General features: G+C 71.9%; 21 protein-coding genes and 2 pseudogenes. 10 read left to right on the forward strand and 13 right to left on the reverse strand.

What is annotated here, in order from left to right; all coding sequences use genetic code 11:
• Positions 1-162 precede the first annotated feature (162 nt).
• Positions 163-1518 carry a DUF4157 domain-containing protein gene (locus E6U81_RS25760; protein ID WP_346766172.1) on the reverse strand — a complete coding sequence of 452 codons (1356 nt, stop codon included), beginning with the start codon at positions 1516-1518 and terminating at the stop codon, positions 163-165.
• Positions 1519-1664: 146 nt separating this feature from the next.
• Entirely contained in the window at positions 1665-1901 is a 237-nt protein-coding gene (locus tag E6U81_RS25765; protein WP_136232472.1) for a hypothetical protein, read from the reverse strand.
• Between the two features lie 54 nt (positions 1902-1955).
• Here E6U81_RS25765 and E6U81_RS25770 point away from each other — a divergent pair, with 54 nt between their 5' ends.
• Positions 1956-2381, forward strand: a complete 426-nt coding sequence (locus E6U81_RS25770; protein WP_136232473.1) for a hypothetical protein — start codon at positions 1956-1958, stop codon at positions 2379-2381.
• Positions 2382-2835: 454 nt separating this feature from the next.
• Here the strand turns inward: E6U81_RS25770 and E6U81_RS25775 are convergent, their stop codons facing one another.
• The 6 genes and pseudogenes from E6U81_RS25775 to E6U81_RS25800 all read right to left on the reverse strand — a co-directional run bounded on the left by E6U81_RS25775 (position 2836) and on the right by E6U81_RS25800 (position 6939).
• Positions 2836-3342 carry a hypothetical protein gene (locus tag E6U81_RS25775; RefSeq protein ID WP_136232474.1) on the reverse strand — a complete coding sequence of 169 codons (507 nt, stop codon included), beginning with the start codon at positions 3340-3342 and terminating at the stop codon, positions 2836-2838.
• Positions 3343-3469: 127 nt separating this feature from the next.
• A complete protein-coding gene (locus E6U81_RS25780; RefSeq protein WP_136232475.1) occupies positions 3470-4249 on the reverse strand; it encodes a hypothetical protein in 780 nt (259 codons plus the stop codon).
• A 328-nt stretch (positions 4250-4577) separates the two neighbouring features.
• Positions 4578-4877: pseudogene (locus E6U81_RS41215) on the reverse strand (cation transporter); the annotation flags it as partial.
• 648 nt (positions 4878-5525) lie between these two features.
• Positions 5526-5969: a DUF2267 domain-containing protein gene (locus E6U81_RS25790; protein ID WP_136232476.1), complete on the reverse strand. Its 444-nt coding sequence runs from the start codon at positions 5967-5969 to the stop codon at positions 5526-5528.
• Between the two features lie 35 nt (positions 5970-6004).
• Positions 6005-6400 (reverse strand): DUF2267 domain-containing protein, encoded by a 396-nt coding sequence (locus E6U81_RS25795; protein ID WP_136232477.1) that lies wholly within the window; start codon positions 6398-6400, stop codon positions 6005-6007.
• A gap of 104 nt (positions 6401-6504) precedes the next feature.
• Positions 6505-6939, reverse strand: a complete 435-nt coding sequence (locus E6U81_RS25800) for an Hsp20/alpha crystallin family protein (protein ID WP_136232478.1) — start codon at positions 6937-6939, stop codon at positions 6505-6507.
• 155 nt (positions 6940-7094) lie between these two features.
• Between E6U81_RS25800 and E6U81_RS25805 the strand changes: the two genes are divergently transcribed.
• Both E6U81_RS25805 and E6U81_RS25810 read left to right on the forward strand, forming a co-directional pair.
• Positions 7095-7760, forward strand: coding sequence for an HSP18 transcriptional regulator (locus tag E6U81_RS25805; RefSeq protein WP_136232479.1), 666 nt, complete (start codon positions 7095-7097; stop codon positions 7758-7760).
• A gap of 56 nt (positions 7761-7816) precedes the next feature.
• Complete coding sequence (locus tag E6U81_RS25810; RefSeq protein WP_168714741.1) at positions 7817-8200, forward strand: STAS domain-containing protein; 384 nt, start codon at positions 7817-7819, stop codon at positions 8198-8200.
• A gap of 254 nt (positions 8201-8454) precedes the next feature.
• Here the strand turns inward: E6U81_RS25810 and E6U81_RS25815 are convergent, their stop codons facing one another.
• Positions 8455-9384, reverse strand: coding sequence for an AraC family transcriptional regulator (locus E6U81_RS25815; RefSeq protein ID WP_136232481.1), 930 nt, complete (start codon positions 9382-9384; stop codon positions 8455-8457).
• 110 nt (positions 9385-9494) lie between these two features.
• Between E6U81_RS25815 and E6U81_RS25820 the strand changes: the two genes are divergently transcribed.
• A complete protein-coding gene (locus E6U81_RS25820; protein WP_240804022.1) occupies positions 9495-10187 on the forward strand; it encodes an NAD(P)H oxidoreductase in 693 nt (230 codons plus the stop codon).
• A gap of 267 nt (positions 10188-10454) precedes the next feature.
• On the opposite strand, the gene E6U81_RS25825 is transcribed toward E6U81_RS25820, so the two are convergent.
• The 3 genes from E6U81_RS25825 to E6U81_RS25835 all read right to left on the reverse strand — a co-directional run bounded on the left by E6U81_RS25825 (position 10455) and on the right by E6U81_RS25835 (position 12752).
• Positions 10455-11090, reverse strand: a complete 636-nt coding sequence (locus E6U81_RS25825; protein WP_136232482.1) for a VOC family protein — start codon at positions 11088-11090, stop codon at positions 10455-10457.
• Positions 11091-11215: 125 nt separating this feature from the next.
• Positions 11216-11866, reverse strand: coding sequence for an NAD(P)-binding domain-containing protein (locus tag E6U81_RS25830; RefSeq protein WP_136232483.1), 651 nt, complete (start codon positions 11864-11866; stop codon positions 11216-11218).
• A gap of 73 nt (positions 11867-11939) precedes the next feature.
• Positions 11940-12752, reverse strand: coding sequence for an inositol monophosphatase family protein (locus tag E6U81_RS25835; protein WP_136232484.1), 813 nt, complete (start codon positions 12750-12752; stop codon positions 11940-11942).
• Between the two features lie 116 nt (positions 12753-12868).
• Between E6U81_RS25835 and E6U81_RS25840 the strand changes: the two genes are divergently transcribed.
• The 3 genes and pseudogenes from E6U81_RS25840 to E6U81_RS25850 all read left to right on the forward strand — a co-directional run.
• On the forward strand, positions 12869-13798 hold the full coding sequence (locus E6U81_RS25840; protein WP_136232485.1) for a LysR family transcriptional regulator: 930 nt from the start codon (positions 12869-12871) through the stop codon (positions 13796-13798).
• Between the two features lie 124 nt (positions 13799-13922).
• Positions 13923-14312 (forward strand): hypothetical protein, encoded by a 390-nt coding sequence (locus E6U81_RS25845; RefSeq protein ID WP_136232486.1) that lies wholly within the window; start codon positions 13923-13925, stop codon positions 14310-14312.
• Positions 14231-14623: pseudogene (locus E6U81_RS25850) on the forward strand (restriction endonuclease); the annotation flags it as partial. The gene E6U81_RS25845 and the pseudogene E6U81_RS25850, both read left to right, overlap by 82 nt.
• Positions 14624-14686: 63 nt before the next feature.
• Here E6U81_RS25850 and E6U81_RS25855 read toward each other — a convergent pair.
• Positions 14687-15169 (reverse strand): MarR family transcriptional regulator, encoded by a 483-nt coding sequence (locus E6U81_RS25855; RefSeq protein ID WP_240804025.1) that lies wholly within the window; start codon positions 15167-15169, stop codon positions 14687-14689.
• A 203-nt stretch (positions 15170-15372) separates the two neighbouring features.
• Between E6U81_RS25855 and E6U81_RS25860 the strand changes: the two genes are divergently transcribed.
• The 3 genes from E6U81_RS25860 (at position 15373) to E6U81_RS25870 (ending at position 17892) form a co-directional block, all read left to right on the forward strand.
• Positions 15373-16503, forward strand: a complete 1131-nt coding sequence (locus E6U81_RS25860; protein WP_136232488.1) for an NADH:flavin oxidoreductase — start codon at positions 15373-15375, stop codon at positions 16501-16503.
• Positions 16504-16640: 137 nt separating this feature from the next.
• On the forward strand, positions 16641-17615 hold the full coding sequence (locus tag E6U81_RS25865) for a TerC family protein (protein ID WP_136232489.1): 975 nt from the start codon (positions 16641-16643) through the stop codon (positions 17613-17615).
• A gap of 55 nt (positions 17616-17670) precedes the next feature.
• Complete coding sequence (locus E6U81_RS25870; RefSeq protein ID WP_136232490.1) at positions 17671-17892, forward strand: hypothetical protein; 222 nt, start codon at positions 17671-17673, stop codon at positions 17890-17892.
• Positions 17893-17976 lie beyond the last annotated feature (84 nt).

Consider the following 17976-nt stretch of genomic DNA (forward strand, 5'->3'; position numbering starts at 1 on the left):
CCGTCGGGGGGGGTTGTTTCACAAGGCGGCCGGGCCTGAACGGTGCCCGCTATGCCCCTGTACGACCCTGGGGCCCGATGGCGAGGAAAAGAGGCAAAGGCACCCACGCCGAGGTGGTGTGAGTCCCTCGCCCAGGGACTCGAGCACCTTGTGAAACAGCCTTCAGGCGACGTTCGGGTTGGCCGGCTGTTCTGAGCCCGCCGTTACCCGACGGCCCTTGCCGCGCTTGACGAGGACCACTGTCTTCATGGTGACCGCCGGGTAGTTCGGGGTGTAGTACGCGCCCGTCCAGTAGTCGTGGAAGGAGGCCACCGTGCCGATCGTGTACGTCATCGGGTTCGCGGCCGTCTGGCCGCTTCCGGCGAAGGCCTCCATCGTCACCGTGTCCTGGCCGTCCATGCCCACCACCGCTGCGGCGTGGTACTGCGACATGATCTGCTCCCCGGGGTCCATGGCGAGCATCAGGTAGGACTGTCCGACCACCGGGCTGGCGTCACGGTCCGTCGCCCCCTGGAAGTCGCCTGCGCGGTCGCGGTTCTGCTCGTCCGACATGCCGAAGGCCTTGAGCCCGGCGCTCGTACGGACGTTGCTGTTCGCGCCGTCGGCCAGCTCTCCGACGGCGTTGTGCATGATCTCCTCCGCCGTGTGGAGGCAGTCGTCCAGGATACTGCGCGCCAGCTCGTGTTCCTGGTACAGCACCGTGCCGCCGAAGAGGGCCTGCTGCGCCGTGCCCGTCGCGCGCAGGGCCGGGGAGTAGGACCCCGCGGGCGCGTTGACGCGGATCCAGATCGACGTGGCGTCGTCGCTCGGGACGGCGAAGACGCCGTTCGCCGAGACCGTCATGGGCTGCTGGTTCGGGCCGGCCTGTGCCGCCCAGCGCTGGACCGACTCGTGGGCCGCCCCCTGGCCGGCCCGGCCCGCCCCCTGTGCGTGCTGCTCGGTCCTCGGCGCCGCCCCGCTCATGGCGCGGCGCGCGTTGCTCTCCGCCTCCCGCTCGAAGCGGTCGGCGGGGTCGGAGACCCGCAGGCCCGCTCCGTTGTCCGTACCCGCCACGGGACCCCGGCGCTGCTGGATCACGTGGGTGAGTTCGTGGGCGAGCGTGAGCTTGTCGGCGCCGCCCTCCCCGATCACCACGTGATTCCCAGTGGTGTACGCCCGAGCGCCCACCTCGGCCGCCGATGCCTTCGCCGCGCTGTCGTCGTGGATGCGGACGTCGGAGAAGTCGGCGCCCAGCCGGCTCTCCATGTCCGCGCGCGTGCTGCCGTCCAGCGGCCTGCCGCCGGCCCGCACCACGTCGTGGACGGCCGAGCGCTGGATCGGCGCCTCCTCCGCCTCGTGGCCGCACCCCGCACCGTGCCGGTGCTGCTGCTTCAGACGCTGGACGACCACCGCGTTTCCCACCGTCGCCTGCAGCCCGAGGAGCCCGGAGGCCTGTGCGGGTGGCGCGGTGACCGGCCTGCGGACCGTCGACCGGGCATCCTCGGTGGCGTTCGACCTGGCCTTCGCGTGGTTCTGCACTGGCGCTTCCTTCGTCGGAGAATCGGAGCCGTACGTGATGCCTGTGTCCTGCATACGTCTCGCGTACGTCCTTGTCCTGCTTACGCCGGGCGACCCCGCGGACGCCAGGTACCCGAGGGCAGACTCGACCGGCCGTGAGGGCAGTCTCAGTTCCTCCTGGAGAACTCGACCTCCGCCGGCGCCACATGACGGCCCGGGACGAGCCCGGCCGCCTCACGGATCACCAGCCGACCGACACCACGTCGCTGTACCCCGTCTGGATCGTCTGCGGGCCCGGGTTGTCGGCGAGGGTGAGCCCCTTCGTCCGTACGGTGCCGTTCGCCGGCCGTCACCACCAGGTCGAGATCGCGGGTGTCCTTCTTGAACTGCTTGTCGGTGGTCACGGTTGCTCCCGAGTCCCAAGGACGGCCGCGATCCCAAAACCACAGGATGAACCCATGCCCCGATCCCGCAAGAAGCGCTCGGCCGCAGCCCTCACCGCTTGCCTCGGCGCCCTCGCCTACACCGTCAGCAAGGTGGACCTGGCGAGGGAGGGCGAACTGGGCATGCCGGGCTTCCCCGCGCCGACTGATGCCTACGCCGCCGTTGCCGATGTCGAGACCGCCCAACTGGCCGACGCGGCCCTCGGCCTGCTGATGGCGTTCCCGGTAAGAACTCTGTCGGAAGCTGTAGCCGGCGCGGCCCCTACCGACGCGCCCGACGGCAGGTGTCAACTCCGCTCAATCGCCACGGAGGCTTGCCACGGCGGTGCAGGTCTGCCGTCGGGGTCCAGGCCATGCGGCCACAGCTTGGCAAAGATTGCTGGCCTGTCGTCCCGGCCGAACCGGGAGTCGGGAAGGCCGTGGTCGGCGGCCTGCCGGTAGAGGAACAGGGCGTGCCAGAGAAGCCGGTAACCGACTGCACGGTGACGCGTTGCCAGACGGGGCGAATGCGCCAGGACGCGACGGTCCGGTGGCCTCAGGAGCGCGGTGTGTGCGTGTCGTCCGCGGCCCGCAGCCGGGCCGAGCCACGCTCGCCGGGATCAGCGACCACGCCAAGGAGGGACGCGTCCCATCATCGCCGTAGCGATACCCCGGCCGTGCTGCCCGTGCAGCGTGCCGGGTTGCAGCAGCACGCACCGCCGGAACCGGTGGGTGCTGGCCCCTACCCCACCGGAGGGGTGGGAATCTTCGACTTCCCGCGCCTGGCTAGGTCCTTGGCCGGACCCCAGGGGGCTTCCGCGGAGGCGGGAGGCAGGCCCTGGCGCCAACGCTGCGCTCCGGAACCGGGCGTGGCCCGCCCGGTCGCAGCGGGGCGGGACACAAACTCCTGGACTTTTCATCCTTGCAGCAGTCGTCGCCGCCTGGCCTCTTCGTCTGGGTCCGGTGCAGCCGAGGATCCGGCAGGCATGGGAGCCGTCGGCTCAGGAACGAGGCGGAGGGAGATCAGGTAGGTCTCACCGGATTCAAGGACGGAAGCGTCCGGGGCTTCTCGGCGCCCGCGTGCCTTGACCTCCAGCTCGTACCATCCCGGGCCGGAGGCGGACAGGACCGGGAGTTCCAACTGCGGTCCATCGACGACCGACTCGATACGCAGGCTGCCCGTGGGCGACCAGACCAGCGCTGTGGCCTGCTCTTCCCATTCCCCCGCCGAGTCCTCCGAGGTGCCTGTCCGGACCTCCACGCGCACGTTCCCGGTATTGATGCCAGTTCGCACCAGGGCCCCTGCGGACATGGTGGCGATCAAATCACCGGACCAGTCCGCGCTTTCGATGGGTACTTCGCCGTGGTCGAAGATCCCGTAGGCACCCTCGTTGACGAAGACTGGGGCCCGGTGTGTCGCCATCACCGCTCCTCGTGTTGTACGACTCAGTCACAGGACCCCGACGCGGTGTGCGGGGCCGCTTCTTCGCGATGGCCTTAACGGCTGGGTGATCTCGCCCAGGTGGACCGGGAACAGCTTGATGCCGGCGTCACGCTGCATCCTGAGGTTCGGACTGCTTGGTCAGGCGCAGACCGGGGAGTTGGATGACCGGGGCCGCCCGGGTTCCGCCGGCGATGTACGCAAGAATCGCCGAGCCGTCGGGGAGGCATGCGGCCGTGTCCTCGCGGTTGAGCCAGATAGGGACCGGCTCCGAGGTCTGCGGGTGGTCGAAGGCCCATTCGCCCCGCTCGGTGCAGGTTCCGATCCGCAGGGTGTACCGACCTCCCTGCTCCACACCGTGCGGCTGGGTCAGGGAAAGGGACGCGGAGCCCTGCGGGGCGGACCAGACTCCCGGATAGGCCGTGTACGGTCCGGGGTAGGAAGCTGCCGCCGCCACGAGAGCGAGGACGGCCGCGGCGGCCGCGGCCCGCGCGGCGCCGGGCGAACCCTGCCCCCCGTCCCGGACGGCTACGAGCGTGGCAGTGCAGGAGACGATCATCACGACGGCGCAGCAGACGAGCCACGGGCCCGTCCCCGCAGCGGCCAGCACGATCAGGAACGCCGGCACGAGAACCACCGAAGCCCCGGCCCACCAGGCCGCCACGGTGTTACGCGGCCGCCGCCGCAGCTGCACCGCAGCCACGAGCGGCAGACACGCCAGGACCGTACCGAGCAGCGCCACGCACACCGGCGTGAGCATCCCGCCGAACTCCGGCACCAGCACAGTGGTGTCGGCCCAGACGAACGTCCCGACCAGACCCGCGGCCATCGCCACGAACGCCGGCCACAACACGACGTCGAGCCGGCGGCCCGGCGTCTCCTCCCCCACCAGCCCCCCAAAATTTGAGCATGTTCAATTCCGTGGGGGATGCTAGCGGTCCCAGCCGCCCGGCGGCAACACCGCACGACCGGCATCCCAGGAGCGCGGACCGCAGTCCGGCGCCCACCGTTGCCCCCCAGAAGTGTTGGACCGGCGAACGCCTACCAGCCCCCGGGGTCTGCCTTCCGTCTGCCGGACCCAGCGACCGCGGCCGGGCCCCGCCCCGGTACGCCGTTCCGCTGTTGCAGCGCCTCATCGGCCCTCATGCCGGGCGGTGCGGTCAACAACAATCGCAGCCAGGGCGGCAGCCGCGCGCCCGCCTGCGGTCCGGCGACCGTCACGGCCGCGACTGCGGGCGCGCAGCAGCGCCCTTGCCCTGCCAGGCGTCGCGGCCTTCCTTGAGGACGATGGCCGCGATGACGAGGGCGCGAGCGGGTCGGCCCAGGACCAGCCGAGCGTGATGTTGGGGACCAGCCCGATGAGGAGGCGGCGGAGAGGTAGGTGCACGACAGGGTCTGCTTGGAGTCCGCCGCCGCGCTGGCGGATCCGAGTTCGCGCCCGGCGCGGCGGAGAGGAACGGCATGACCGCCAGGGACAGTGCGGTGATGACGACGCCAGGGGTGGAGCGGTCGGCCTCCGGTGCCTGCCAGGCCGCGAACCGCAGGGCATGGCAATCTGGCAATCTCCGGGCGGGCCGCGGCTCGCCTTCGGCTTCCACTCGAACACGTCGGGTGCCCGCCACGCGAGCGTCTTCCACAAGAGCGAGTTCGTATAGGCGGTACCCGGAAGGGATCGCGCGGATCCAGGGCCGTTCGAGGTGGCTGCGAACGCCCGATGCGGCGCCGCGAGGCTGTGTCGCGGCCCCTGCGCAAACTCCGGCGGGCCGGGGGCGCTTCCGCGATCGGCGGTCGCGATCCACGGGGAGGGCGGACAGCGATCCGCATTCTGCCGGCCGAGGACATGCACACGATCCGAGGGTGCCCCGGCCGCGCTGCGGGGCCTGGAACCTGACGTGGAGGTCGTGGGCGAGGTGGCCCGCGGGGACGCCGTCCTACCCGCCGCTCTCGCCCACCACCCCACCGTCGCGCTACTCGACCCCGACATGCCCGGCGCCGGGCTCACCGGCGGATCCCCAACGCTCCCGATTCCCCGGTGCAGATTGGCCGCATGCGCCGCGCACTGTCATCGGTCGGTCCCGGGCAGGATCGTGGGCACAGACGCACGATGTCGATGGGAATCCTGCGCCGGAGTCCCCGTCGCGGGAGGGCTGCCGGCCGGGGCGGGGTCAGGCGGCGGGCTGGGGCTGGCGTAGCTGTGCCTGCCCGAAGAGGAGGGCGTAGCCGTCCGGGAGTTGGCGGAGGATGCGGGCGAGGAGGTCGGGGCCGGCGAGGCGGGTGACGACGGCGAGGACGGCGCCGGTGTCCCAGCGGGCGACGGCCGGGGTGGTGTTGGTTCGGGTGGCGAGGTCTTTGACGAAGCCCCACCCGGTGAGTTGTTCGGTGTCGGGGATCTGGGCGGTCAGGACGAGTGCGGCTTCGACGGGCAGGGCCTGGGCGAGGTCGACGCGTTCGTCTCCGACGAGCTGCCGGCCGAGGGCGGCCAGGACGGTGCGGACGGCTTCCTCGGCGCGTTCACGGGTGGGGTGGGCGCCTTCGTAGCGCACGCGTTCCAGCATCTGGTCGAACGTCATGGCGGGCTGGGCCGGGTTCGCTCGCGGCTGGTCGTACATGGTCGGGTTGCCTTTCTCGTCGCTCGCGGCGGGCGTCAGGTGGGCTGGGGGTGGCCGAAGAGGAGGCCGTAGCCGGGCGGGAGCTGGAGCAGCGTTTCGCGGATGAGGACGTCTCCGGCCGCCGCGGCCACGGTGGACAGGACCGCGCCGATGTCCCACAGGGCCGTCTTCTCGGTGGCGCCCTCGATCCAGGCTGCGGTCGCGCGGACGAAGCGCTCGGGAGAGAGCGGCTCTGCGGCCTGCAAGGGGTTGAGGAGGATCAGGGCGTAGGTCTCGGGGAGGCGGGCGGCGAGCTCGGCCCGCACGGTGCCGACGAGGTGGGCGCCCAGCAGGGCCAGGACGACGCGGGCTGCGCGCTCGGCCTCCTCCCGGGTCCGGTACTCGCCGCGTTCCTGGACATGGTCCAGAAACGCTTCCCGGCGCATCGACATCTCACGTCACCTCCACGGGAGGGGGGCATGGGGCGAGGGGTGCGGAGGACGGGGTGCCGGAGGGGGTTCGGGTTCCCCGTCCTCCGCCGACGGTGCCGGCCCGGTCAGCCGGAGATCTGCTTGCGGCCGGACTCGCCGCCGACGGTGATCTTCCGCGGCTTGGCGCGCTCGGCGATCGGAATCCGCAGGGTCAGGACACCCGCGTCGTAGTCGGCCTCGATGCGCTCGGTGTCGAGGGTGTCGGCCAGCATGACCTGGCGGGAGAAGACACCCAGCGGCCGCTCGGAGAGTTCCATCTGCACGCCGTCGGACTTCCCCGCGGGCCGGCGCTCGGCCTTCACCGTGAGCATGTTCCGCTCGACGTCGATGTCGATCGCGTCGGTGCTGACCCCGGGGAGGTCGAAGGCGATGACGTACGTGTCGCCCTCGCGGTAGGCGTCCATCGGCATCACGGACGGCTTCGACCAGGTCCCGGACGTCCCGGACAGCTGCTGGACGATGCGGTCCATCTCACGGAACGGGTCGGTGCGCATCAACATCGCGAAACACCTCCAGTTGGTTCAGGCAGGAACTGCCAATGCGCTTCAACGTGCCACCGTTGTAGCATGTCATCGAAACGATGACAAGTGAGAGCGTCACTGGAAGAATGACGGTGTCGCATGGCAACGAAACGACGACATTCCGGAGAGTGGTCATGAGCGAGCCCCCGTTTCCCGAGCCGGTCGATTTCACGGCTGCCGCCGCCGCCCTGGAGATCATCAGCAAGGCCGTGGCGGACACCCGGCAGTCCACCGCGGGCAGCCCGCAGGACGGGGCTGCATCCGTACCGGCCGCGGGCCCCCACCCGGCCTTGGCCGCTCTGCTGATGCTGCGCGAGGTCCGGGAGCAGCTCGCCGGCTGGGAGAGCGTGCTGATCGAGACCGCCCGCGGCCAGGGCGCCAGTTGGGCCGATCTCGCCGGGCCGCTCGGGGTCGCCAGCCGCCAAGCCGCTGAACGCCGCTACCTTCGGCTGCGCCCCGGTGCCGCGGGAAGCACGGGCGAGCAGCGCGTACAGGCGACCCGCGACTCGCGGGCCGCCGACCGCACCGTCACCGCCTGGGCCCGCGACAACGCGGCCGACCTGCGGCGCCTCGCAGGACAGGTCACCTCACTCACCGGCCTTCCCGCCGACGCCGCGGGAGCCGTCGGCGAGCTCAACCTGGCGCTCGCCGACAACGACGCCGCCCGCCTGGTCGGCCCTCTGGCCGGCACCCGGCCCCATCTGGGCGACGACGAGACCGACCTCGCCGACCGCATCGACGCCATGACCCGCCACACCGACCGGCTCCGCCAGGACAGCAACGACCAACGCAGTACCTGAGCCCCCGCCCACGAACCGACCGTCCATGCAGGGCCGCACACCGAGGAGGTACCACCGTGACCGAGCGGAACGATCAGAGCAACGGCACGGAGCCGGTCGTGGAGATCGTCGGACGCGTGGCCGCCGTCCGGCCCACCGGCGAGATCGACATCACCAGCGCGCCCTTCCTCCGCCGCGCCCTCGCTGAAGCCCTGGCACTCCTCAGCGCCTCGCGGGTCGACCGCATCGTCACCGACTGCAGTCGGGTCACCTTCTGCGACTCCTCGGGGCTCAACGCACTCATCGCCGCACGGCTGGAAGCGGCCCAGGCCAACGCCTCGATCCACCTGGCGAACCCGGCTCCCCAACTCCAGCGCCTGCTGCGGATGACCGGTGCGGAGTCCCTCTTCCCACGAGAGGACGACCTCCCTGCCTGCGGCCGGCCCCCGGCAGGCGGGTAGGGCGTCCAGGATCCGGAACGGAGCCCCTCGGAAGCAATTCCTGGAGCCGCCGGGCCGGTCCTGCCCACGCTTCGGCCGGCGTTGGCTGCGTCGATCCCGGTTCGGGGCGGGCCGGGACCTCCTTCAGGCCGGCTCGGCCCGCTCCACGGGGCCGAGCACTGCACCGTCTCGGCGGCCGCGCTCCGGTACGAGGGCCCGGTGTCGTGCTCCGGGACGGAGCGTGGGGTCCGTGGTTTGCGGCCGTGTGCCGCGGCCTACGCCACCGTGGTGCGGAACGTGCTGGGGCTGAGGCCCTTGTGGCGTTTGAAGGCGGCGCTGAAGCCGAAGGCGTCGGCGTAGCCGACGGTCTTGGCGATCTGGGCGATGCCGAGGTCGGTGTCGGCCAGGAGTGCCTCGGCGTCGTCCATGCGGCACTCGGTGAGGTAGGCGAGGGGCGGGCGGCCCATCAGCTCGGTGAAGCGCCGGGCGAACAGGGCTCGGGAGACGCCGGCTTGAGCGGCCAGCGACGCGACCGTCCAGCTCTCGGCGGGCCGTCCGTGGAAGGCGTGCAGGGCGGGGGCGAGGACCGGGTCGGCGAGGCCGCGGTACCAGCCGGGGGCGTCGGCGCCCGCCCGGTCGAACCAGGTGCGCAGCGTGCAGACCAGGGCCCAGTCGAGGAGCCGGTCCATCAGGGCCTGCGAACCGGCGGAGAGCCGGGCGGCGTCGGCGGCGGCGTTCTCCAGCCAGGCGCAGACCTCGGCGTCCTCGGCGATGACCAGGACGGGCGGCAGGGCGCGCAGGAGCCGTTCGTGGCGGTGTCCCGAGGCGCGGTAGGCGCCCACGATCAGCGCGGTGGCTCCCTGCGGGCCGGTGCCCCAGTGGATGCCGTCGAGTTCCCGGCCGGTGCAGGCGGCGTCCGCGGTGAAGCAGTTGATCTCGTACGCGGTGTGGGGGTGTTGGACCGTGGCGGGCTCGTCCGCGAGGCGGAACGGTGCGGGGCCCCGGACGACGGCCGTGTCGCCCGCGCCGATCGCCCACTGGGTGCCGTCGGGCAGCAGCAGCGTGCCGCTCCCGCGCAGCACGCTGACCATGGTGAGCGGAGCGGCGTCGGCGAAGGTGATGCTCCAGGGCGCCGTCAGGACGGCGTGGCTGACGACCGAGCCCTCGGCCCGGATGCCGCTCAGCAGTGAACTCAGAGGATCCACAGCGCAATCGTAGACGATCTCCTATGTCCTGGAGAGTTTCTCCCATGGATCATCTACGGCGCCGCGGTTGTACTGGACTCACTGCACAGATCGAGCCCTCGGGAGACACCGTGCCGCAGCACAGCAGTGAGACCAGGACAGAGACCAGGACAGCCCTCGTGGTCGTCGCGCACCACCGCAGCGATTCCCTCACCGCCCACACCGCCCGCCGGGCGGCGGCCCGGCTGGAGGCGGCCGGATACCGCATCGACCTGCTCGACCTGCACGCCGAGGGGTTCGACCCGCGGATGAACGGGGAGGACCAGCCGGACTGGGGCAACCGGGAGAAGGCGTACTCGGACGAGGCGCACGCCCACATGCGGCGGATCCTCGACGCCGATGTCGTCGTCGCCGTCTTCCCGGTGTACTGGCAGAGCGTGCCCGCCGTCCTCAAGGGGTGGATCGACCGCGTCTGGAACTACGGGTTCGCCTACGGGCGCAGCAAGCCGCGCCTGGCGGGCAAGCGCATGCTGTGGCTGGCCCTGGCGGGCGCCGCCGCAGACGATCCCCTCGCGGAGTCGATGCAGTCCGTCCTGGAGGCCAACCTGAGCGACGGCATCGCCTACTACTGCGGCTTCTCCCGCTCCACCGTAGGCCTGCTCCTGGACGCGGAGGAGCGGCCGCAGCGCATCGACGCCGACGGCAATCTGCTGGTCGGTGCAGCGGTCGCCGGCGCCGAGCGGGAGGCGCAGTACACCGATTTCGACCGCCGGGCACGGAAGTTCGTGGAGGAGTTCCTCGCGGACGAACCCGTCGCGGCCTGACGGCCCCCGGATCCGCCCTCAGGGCCCCGGCCCGCAGGGCCGTCGCGCGGCGGGCCGGTAGCAGTACCTCGATCGGGGCTCTGGTTCCGGTGTGTCTGCGTGGCCTTGGGTGGCGCGGCCCCCGCCGGGCGCCGTGGCTGCTCAACCTCACCAGGGCCCGGTGAAACACCGGGCCGGACACCACTGCGGGCTGCCCGGACCGTGTTGTCTGCGGCGCCCTTCGGCCGGAAGGCCCCGGGCGGCTGCTCCTGGGGGGGCGGGCGCCGGTCAGATGGTGACCGGGCCGTTGGCGGTGGCGAACTCGACCGAGACCAGGCCCGGTTCCTCGTCCTCGACCCAGGTGACGTCGATCTGGTCGAGGGGGTGGTCGGCCGGTTCGCCGAGGAATTCGGCGATGGAGGCGGCGTCGCCGGCGATGGAGACCCCGTGGATGGTGGTGGGGGTGCGGGGGTCGGCGCTCGGGCGCTCCTCGGTGGGGACCAACCACTGGAGGAAGTAGGGCAGTTGCGGGTCCTCCAGCAGTTCCAGCAGGCCGATCTGCTTCCACCTCAGGTCGAACCCGTCGGGGCGGACGCGGTGGCCCTCGGCCGAGGTGCGGCCGAGGCGGGCCTCGACCGGGGCGATGTCGTCGACGGAGACCACCCAACCGAGCCAGCCGCCGCCCTCGGCGGCGCGGCGCGCGACGGCCTGGCCGAAGGGCGCCCGGTCGGCGGCGGGGTGGTCGAGTGTGGTGACGACCTCGACGAAGGTGCCGCCGCTCAGCGGGAGAATGAAATTGCGGGTGCCGAACCGCGGGTGCACGCCCCCGTCGACGAACCCGGCGCCGAGGGCCGATCCGATCCACTGGACGGTCGAGACGAAGCTGTCGCGGGCCACCGCATAGGACACGTGATCAAGTCGCACCACGGCATCATCACCCGGCGACCCGCACAAATCCCGACGCCACGCCCGCCGTCCCGGCCGCATCCGCCGTGAGCGGGAAGGACAGGCCCGACTTGGTTGCCGTTCTCGCGGCCGGCCTCCTTGTGTCAGCGGGCGAGGGAGACGGCGAAGGGCTTGAAGCCGTGCCGGCGCAGGATGTGGGGCACGATCAGGATCATGGCCTCGGTGGCGCGGGCCGTGCTGATGTCGCCGAGGTCCTCGACCTGTTCGGGCTGCCAGCCGAGGTCGCCGAGCAGGCCGGCGACGGTCTTCTTGGCGTCCTCGTCGTCGCCCGAGAGATAGGCCGTCGGAGGGGTGGCCAGGGTTTCGGGGGCGGCCATGACCGTGAACAGCATGGTGTTGAGGGTCTTGACCACACGGGTGTCGGGGAGCGCGGCCTGGAGCTTCTCGGCGAGGCTGCTGCCGGGATGGCACAGGTCGCCGGGCAGGCCGTCGGCGGCGTCGCGGGTGGCGTTGGAGACGTCGATGAGGATCTTGCCGGCGAGTTCGGCGCGCAGGTCGGTGAGGCGGTCCAGTGAGCTGTCGCCGGGCGTCGCGTTGATCACGATGTTCGTGGTGCGGGCAGTGGTGCGGTGGTCGGCGAAGGCGATCCGCGGCGCCGGCGCGGGCCCGGTGGTGCGGGCGGCGGCGCCTTGCGGGTTGCGGTGGCCGAGGGTGACGTGGTGTCCGGCTGCGGAGAGCCTGCCGGCGAGGTTGGTTCCTACGCGGCCGGTGCCCAGGATGCCGATGTCGGTCATGCGGTGTGCTCCTTGCGGTGTCGGGGTGGGGAGGAGGAGTGGGGTGGGGTGGGGTGGGTGCAGGACCGTCGGGTCAGGCGAGGGGGGCGAGGACCTTGAGGGCGGACGTGTGGATGCCGGGGGCGGCGGCCAGGAAGTCGCGGCCGGCGGTGCTCCAGGGTTCGCCCGCCAGGTCGGTGACGGTGCCTCCGGCCTCGGAGACCAGCAGGGCGCCGGCGACCAGGCCGGAGCGGACGTCGGAGAACTGCCAGAAGGCGTCCATGCGGCCGGCGGCGACGTGGATGAGCTGCATCGTGGCGGGCACGGACACGCGTACGACCAGGCCGCCCATGAGCATGGCGGTGACGGAGTCGCCGATCCGCCGGAGGCTGCGCTCGTCCTCGTCGGGCCTGGCCTGGCCGGTGCCGGTGAGGGCGGCGCCCAGGTCGGTCTTGGCGGACACCTTCAGGGGCCGGTCGTTGAGGCGGGCGCCGCCGCCTGCGACTGCGGTGTAGGTGTCGCCGGTCAGCGGCAGGTGGACGACGGTGAGGACCGGCCGGTTGTCGCTGACCAGGGTGGCGGTGACGGCCCAGTCCTCCATGCCGTGGACGTGGTTGATGTTGCCCTCGGCGGGGTCGACGACCCACCACTCCCCCGGCGGGAGCGCGCCGCCGGCCAGCTCGTCCTCGGCCCACTGCGACCCGGGCCGGGCCCGCAGCAGGGGTTCGCGCAGCACGTCCAGCACGGCGTCGTCGTTGGCGTGGATCTCGTCGACGACCTCGTCCAGGCTCACGCCCCGGGCGTGCGGGGTGTAGCGGTCGCGCAGTGCGGCCCCGGCGGTCTTCACCGCGGCGGTCACTGCGGTCAGGAGGGTGGCGTCGGTGGTGAAGGGCGTGGCTGTGCTCATGGTGGGCTCCCTGGGGATTCGGTGGGGCGGGGTGGTCGCTCCTCCCCCGCTCTTCGAAGGTAGGCCGCCCAATCGTTAACAACAAGTGCATGCTTGTCAGTTGTAGAGTTACTGTCATGCAACTGGATCTGAACCTGCTGACGGCCCTGGACGCCCTGCTGGAAGAGGGCAGTGTCGCCGGCGCTGCAGCCCGGCTCCACGTCACCCCACCGGCGATGAGCCGCTCCCTGGGCCGCATCCGCAAGGCCACCGGCGACCAGATCCTGGTCCGCACCGGCCGCACCATGGTCCCTACCACCCGCGCGCTGGCCATGCGCGCCCAGGTCCACGCCCTCGTGGAGCAGGCCCACCAACTCCTGTCCGCGCAGCAGGAACTCGACCTGGCAGCCCTGGAGCGGGTCTTCACCGTGCGCTGGCACGACGCCCTGACCGCGGCCTGCGGCACGGCCCTGATCACCGCCGTCCACCGCCGGGCCCCCGGCGTCCAGCTGCGGCTGCCCGCCGAACCCGGGACGGACGACGCCGAGTTGCGCCGGGGCGAGGTCGACCTCGAATCGAGTGCCGGCGCTCCGACGCTGCCCGACATCCGCCACCGCCTCGTCGGCAGGGACCGGCTGGTCGTCGCCGTCCGCCCGGGCCACCCGCTCGCCGACGGCCCGTCGACTCCCGAGCGCTATGCGGCCGCAGGACACCTCACCGTCTCGCGGCGCGGAAGCCTGCGCGACCCGGTCGACGACGCCCTGGCCGCGCACGGCCTCGAACGCCGCGTCGTCGCCGCCGGCCCCACCACCGCCTTCGCCCTGCAACTCGCGCTCGGCACCGATCTGGTCGTCACCCTTCCCGACGCGGTCACCCGCACGGCCCGGGAGCGGCTCGGCCTGGTCACCCTGCAGCCGCCGATCCCGCTGCCCGACGTCCCCCTGTACCTGCTGTGGCACCGGCGATACGACGACGACCGCGCCCACGCCTGGCTGCGCGAAACCGCCGCCGAAACCGTCCAGGCGCTGTTCGCGCCCCCGCCCGGCCCGGCGGCCGACCGCCCGTAACGCCGGTTCCCGGCCGAGGACTTGCGCCATCCCGTGGTCGCCCGTCGGCTCAACCCGGGGCGGACGCCGAACACCCCTCCTGCACGCGAAGGTTGACCACGTCGGATCTCGCCGGGGGGCACGGATGACCACGCATGCCAGGGACACAGCAGCAGCAGCGACGGCGGAGGCAGAGGCAGAGGCGCGGGTCGGCGCACCGGCCGGCCGCAGGCCCGTTCCCCACTGGGCGGTCCGGGCGGCCCATGCCGTCCCGCTGTGCGTCCTGCCGTCCGGGTTGTGGCGTGTCGCGCTGGTGCTGGGCCCGGCCGGCCACAACGAGGACCACCGGTGGGCGGCGTGGGAACGCCCGTACGCGATCGGGCTGTCCGTGGTCTGCGAAGGGCTCGCGCTGCTCGCCCTCGGGCTGGTGCGGCCGTGGGGCGAAGCCGTCCCGCGGTGCGTGACCTCATGCACCGGGACGGGTGCGCGGACGCGCAGCGGGTCGGTGGCCGCGGTGACAACGGTGCGGATGTGAAGGCGACCGATCCCTTCGGGCGGCGTTGGGTGATCCAGTGCAAGCACCGCAGGGCCGGGTGGTCGGGGAAGCCGGTCGGCACTCCCGAGCTGCATGTGCTCAACGGCACCGGCCGGCAGGTCCATCACGGTGACGTGCTGGTCATGCTGACCAACGGCCGGCTCACGGGCAATGCCGCGGACTTCGCCCGGGACCAGCGCCTGCATCTGGTGGACCGGCACGTGCTCGCCGAGTGGGCCGCCGGTTCGCGCCCCTTGTGGGAGCTCCTGCGTTCGGTGCCCGCGCCCCGGCGCCGGCCGCCGCTCTCCTGACGACGAGTCCGTCGCCGCCGCCGCGGCCACGGGGTCGCTCCGGTGGATCGACTGCTTCGACCGCTACAGGGCTCGCGGCGCGGGTTCGTGCGGGGGCGCCGCCGGGTGGTCCGCGGTGTGGGGGGCGTCTTCCTCCGTGCGCGGCCAGTAGCGTCCTTCGAGGGCTTCGGCGCTGCGGTTGAGGCGGACCAGGACGTCCTCCAGCTCCTGTACCTCCTCGGGGGACCAGCCGGCGATCACCCGGGCCAGGCAGGAGCGGTTGGCCTCGCGGTCTGCGGTGAGCCTGTGGCCGCCTTCGGTGGTGATGCGCAGCTTGCGGGCCATGCCTCCGTCGGGGTCCGCGACGCGCTCGGCCAGTCCGCAGCGCAGCAGTGCGGCCGTCTGGCGGTTGACGGTCGAGGTGTCGAGGCCGAAGGCCTCCGCCAACTGTCCGATGGACATGGGGCCTTGTGTGTCGATGCGGCTGAGCAGGAGGTACGCCGAGCGGTCCAGGCGTTCGGGGTCGCGTTCGCGCCGGCCAAGCACCTGGTGCCTCGAGAGCAGCATCAGCTCCCGCTCCAGTTTCTCCAGCACTGCGACTCCTACTCCGTCCGGCGCTCCATTATCGCCGAGCGGTCCGTTGTGGTTCCGCGGGAGGGGCGGGCCGGGCCGGGACCGGCGGCAATATGCATGATACATATCGTGTGTAGTATGCACTTCTCGCTGCCGCCCCACCCCGGCGGGCCACAGCCTCAATCCGGAGGATCCGCATGACCGTCACCACGTCCACTCCCTCGCGCGCGGCCGAGATCCTCTCCCGGCCCGTCACGCTGAACGGGCTGACCGTCCCCAACCGCATCGCGATGGCTCCGATGACGAGGATGTTCTCCCCCGGCGGTGTGCCCGGCGAGGACGTGCAGGCGTACTACGCGAGCCGGGCCGCCGCGGGAGTGGGCCTGATCGTCACCGAGGGCACCTACGTCGGCCACGACTCCGCCGGGCAGAGCGACCGGGTGCCGCGGTTCCACGGCGAGGACCAGCTGGCGGGATGGGCGAAGGTCGCCGCGGCCGTGCACGAGGCGGGCGGCACGATCGTGCCGCAGCTGTGGCACATAGGCATGGCCCGCAAGCAGGGCGAGGCACCGTACGCCGACGCGCCCGCCGTCGGCCCCTCCGGCATCCGTGTCGACGGCACCGAGGGGACCGGCAGGGCGATGACCGGCGCCGACCTCGACGACGTCATCGGCGCGTTCGCCGACGCGGCCGCGGACGCCGCGCGGATCGGCTTCGACGGCGTGGAACTGCACGGCGCCCACGGCTACCTCCTCGACCAGTTCCTGTGGGAGCGGACCAACCGCCGCACCGACGCCTACGGCGGCGACGCGGTGGCCCGTACGAGGTTCGCCGCGGAGATCGTGGCAGCGGTCCGCGAGCGCGTCCCGGCCGGCTTCCCGGTGATCTTCCGCTACTCGCAGTGGAAGCAGGAGGCCTACGACGCCCGGCTCGCGCAGACCCCGCAGGAGCTGGAGGCGATCCTCGCCCCGCTGGCGGCGGCCGGCGTCGACGCGTTCCACGCCTCCACCCGCCGCTACTGGATCCCGGAGTTCGAGGGCTCGGACCTGAACCTCGCCGGCTGGACCAAGAAGCTCACCGGCCTGCCGGCCATCACCGTCGGCTCGGTCGGCCTCGACGGCGACTTCCTGCGCGCCTTCGCCGGCGAGGGGGCGTCGATCGGCGACATCGACAACCTCCTGGACCGCATGGAGCGCGACGAGTTCGACATGGTCGCCGTCGGCCGGGCGCTGCTCCAGGACCCGCAGTGGGCGGCGAAGGTCCTCGGTGACCGCTTCGACGAGCTGAAGCCGTACGACGCGGCGGCGCTCCGGTCGCTCAGCCGGTAGCCGTTGCCGGCGGCCGGCGCCGGGGGGGTGCGGCACAGCGTTGGAGCATTCGCCCACCCAAAAGGGCAAATAAGTATAATTACGGCAAAATTGCGTGTAAGAGCGCCGCCCTACTGCCCGCCCCGCGGGGGTCCGCCGTGCACGACGTGCCCTATTGGCTGTGGATCGTCTTCGCCGTCACCGTCCTCCTGGCGCTGGCGGTCGATCTCCTCGCGCACCGGCAGGCGCACGTCATCGGCTTCCGGGAGGCGGCCGCGTGGAGCGGGGTGTGGGTCGGCCTGGCCCTGGCCTTCGGCGGCCTCGTGTTCGCCGTCGTGGGGACGCAGGCCGGTGTGGAGTACACGACGGCGTGGCTGCTGGAGAAGAGCCTGTCGGTCGACAACCTGTTCGTCTTCGCTCTGATCTTCGGCTATTTCAAGGTCCCGCGGGCCTACCAGCACCGCGTGCTGTTCTTCGGGGTGCTGGGCGCGCTGGTGTTCCGGGGGGTGTTCCTCGCCGCCGGAGTGGCCGTCGTCAGCCGGTTCACGGCCGTCCTGTACGTCTTCGCCGCGATCCTCTTCTACAGCACGTACAAGATCCTGAAGGAGGAGGACGACAGCTTCGACCCGGGGCGCAGCCTCGTCGTCCGGCTGCTGCGGAAGGTCGTCCCGGTCAGCGACGACTACGTCGGGACGAAGTTCGTCGTGAAGGAGGCCGGCCGGCGCGTCGCCACGCCGCTGCTGGCCGTGGTGGCCGCGATCGAGGCGGCCGACCTGGTCTTCGCGGTGGACAGCGTGCCCGCCGTGCTCGCCGTCAGCAGCGATGCCTTCATCGTCTACAGCAGCAACGCCTTCGCCATCCTCGGGCTGCGGGCGCTCTACTTCATGCTGGCCGGCATGCTGGACCGCTTCCACTACCTGAGTACGGGGCTGGCCCTGATCCTCGCGTTCATCGGCGTGAAGCTGGTCCTGCAGGCCTCGCACGAGCTGATCAGCCCTTCGATTCCCGAGATCCCCTCACCGGTGAGCCTCGCCGTGATCGTCGTCGTCCTCGCGGCGTCGGTCACCCTCAGCCTGCTCCGGCCACCGCCACCGCCACCGCCGGGCGACGGCGGGCCCGCCCGCGGGGCGTGAGCACACGGCCAAAAGAAAGCTTCAAATCAGGGCAAAGTGGACGTAAAGTCGATTTATGGACGGAGAAAAGCATCCCGCAGCAGCCCTCCCCGGACACCTCTGCCCCGACTGCCGTCAGCAACTGCCCGCGACAGTCCAGCGGCACAAGACGATGGGCGTCTACGTCCCCCTCTACGCCGACGCGCCCTGCACCAACCCCGACTGCGCCCGGGCCGCACCCGCCGGCCGACCGGAGCAGCAGGCGCAGCCACTCACCGAGGACCGGACCGCCCCCTGAGGCGCGGCCCGGCGGCGGTGCCCGCGCGCTCCCGGCACCCCCCGCTCTCGTCACAGCTGCGTCACGGGCCGCTCCCCCGCCCCG

The organism is Streptomyces sp. A0592, assembly GCF_004795115.1.
GTDB lineage: Bacteria > Actinomycetota > Actinomycetes > Streptomycetales > Streptomycetaceae > Streptomyces > Streptomyces erythrochromogenes.

What these genes read in the sequence shown, in the direction of transcription:
- E6U81_RS25770 (WP_136232473.1), top strand. Translation starts at nt 1,956, where the DNA reads ATGCCCCGATCCCGCAAGAAGCGCTCGGCCGCAGCCCTCACCGCTTGC.
- E6U81_RS25775 (WP_136232474.1), bottom strand. Translation starts at nt 3,342, where the DNA reads ATGGCGACACACCGGGCCCCAGTCTTCGTCAACGAGGGTGCCTACGGG.
- E6U81_RS25790 (WP_136232476.1), bottom strand. Translation starts at nt 5,969, where the DNA reads ATGTACGACCAGCCGCGAGCGAACCCGGCCCAGCCCGCCATGACGTTC.
- E6U81_RS25795 (WP_136232477.1), bottom strand. Translation starts at nt 6,400, where the DNA reads ATGTCGATGCGCCGGGAAGCGTTTCTGGACCATGTCCAGGAACGCGGC.
- E6U81_RS25800 (WP_136232478.1), bottom strand. Translation starts at nt 6,939, where the DNA reads ATGTTGATGCGCACCGACCCGTTCCGTGAGATGGACCGCATCGTCCAG.
- E6U81_RS25805 (WP_136232479.1), top strand. Translation starts at nt 7,095, where the DNA reads ATGAGCGAGCCCCCGTTTCCCGAGCCGGTCGATTTCACGGCTGCCGCC.
- E6U81_RS25830 (WP_136232483.1), bottom strand. Translation starts at nt 11,866, where the DNA reads ATGACCGACATCGGCATCCTGGGCACCGGCCGCGTAGGAACCAACCTC.
- E6U81_RS25835 (WP_136232484.1), bottom strand. Translation starts at nt 12,752, where the DNA reads ATGAGCACAGCCACGCCCTTCACCACCGACGCCACCCTCCTGACCGCA.
- E6U81_RS25840 (WP_136232485.1), top strand. Translation starts at nt 12,869, where the DNA reads ATGCAACTGGATCTGAACCTGCTGACGGCCCTGGACGCCCTGCTGGAA.
- E6U81_RS25845 (WP_136232486.1), top strand. Translation starts at nt 13,923, where the DNA reads ATGACCACGCATGCCAGGGACACAGCAGCAGCAGCGACGGCGGAGGCA.
- E6U81_RS25855 (WP_240804025.1), bottom strand. Translation starts at nt 15,169, where the DNA reads ATGCTGCTCTCGAGGCACCAGGTGCTTGGCCGGCGCGAACGCGACCCC.
- E6U81_RS25860 (WP_136232488.1), top strand. Translation starts at nt 15,373, where the DNA reads ATGACCGTCACCACGTCCACTCCCTCGCGCGCGGCCGAGATCCTCTCC.
- E6U81_RS25870 (WP_136232490.1), top strand. Translation starts at nt 17,671, where the DNA reads ATGGACGGAGAAAAGCATCCCGCAGCAGCCCTCCCCGGACACCTCTGC.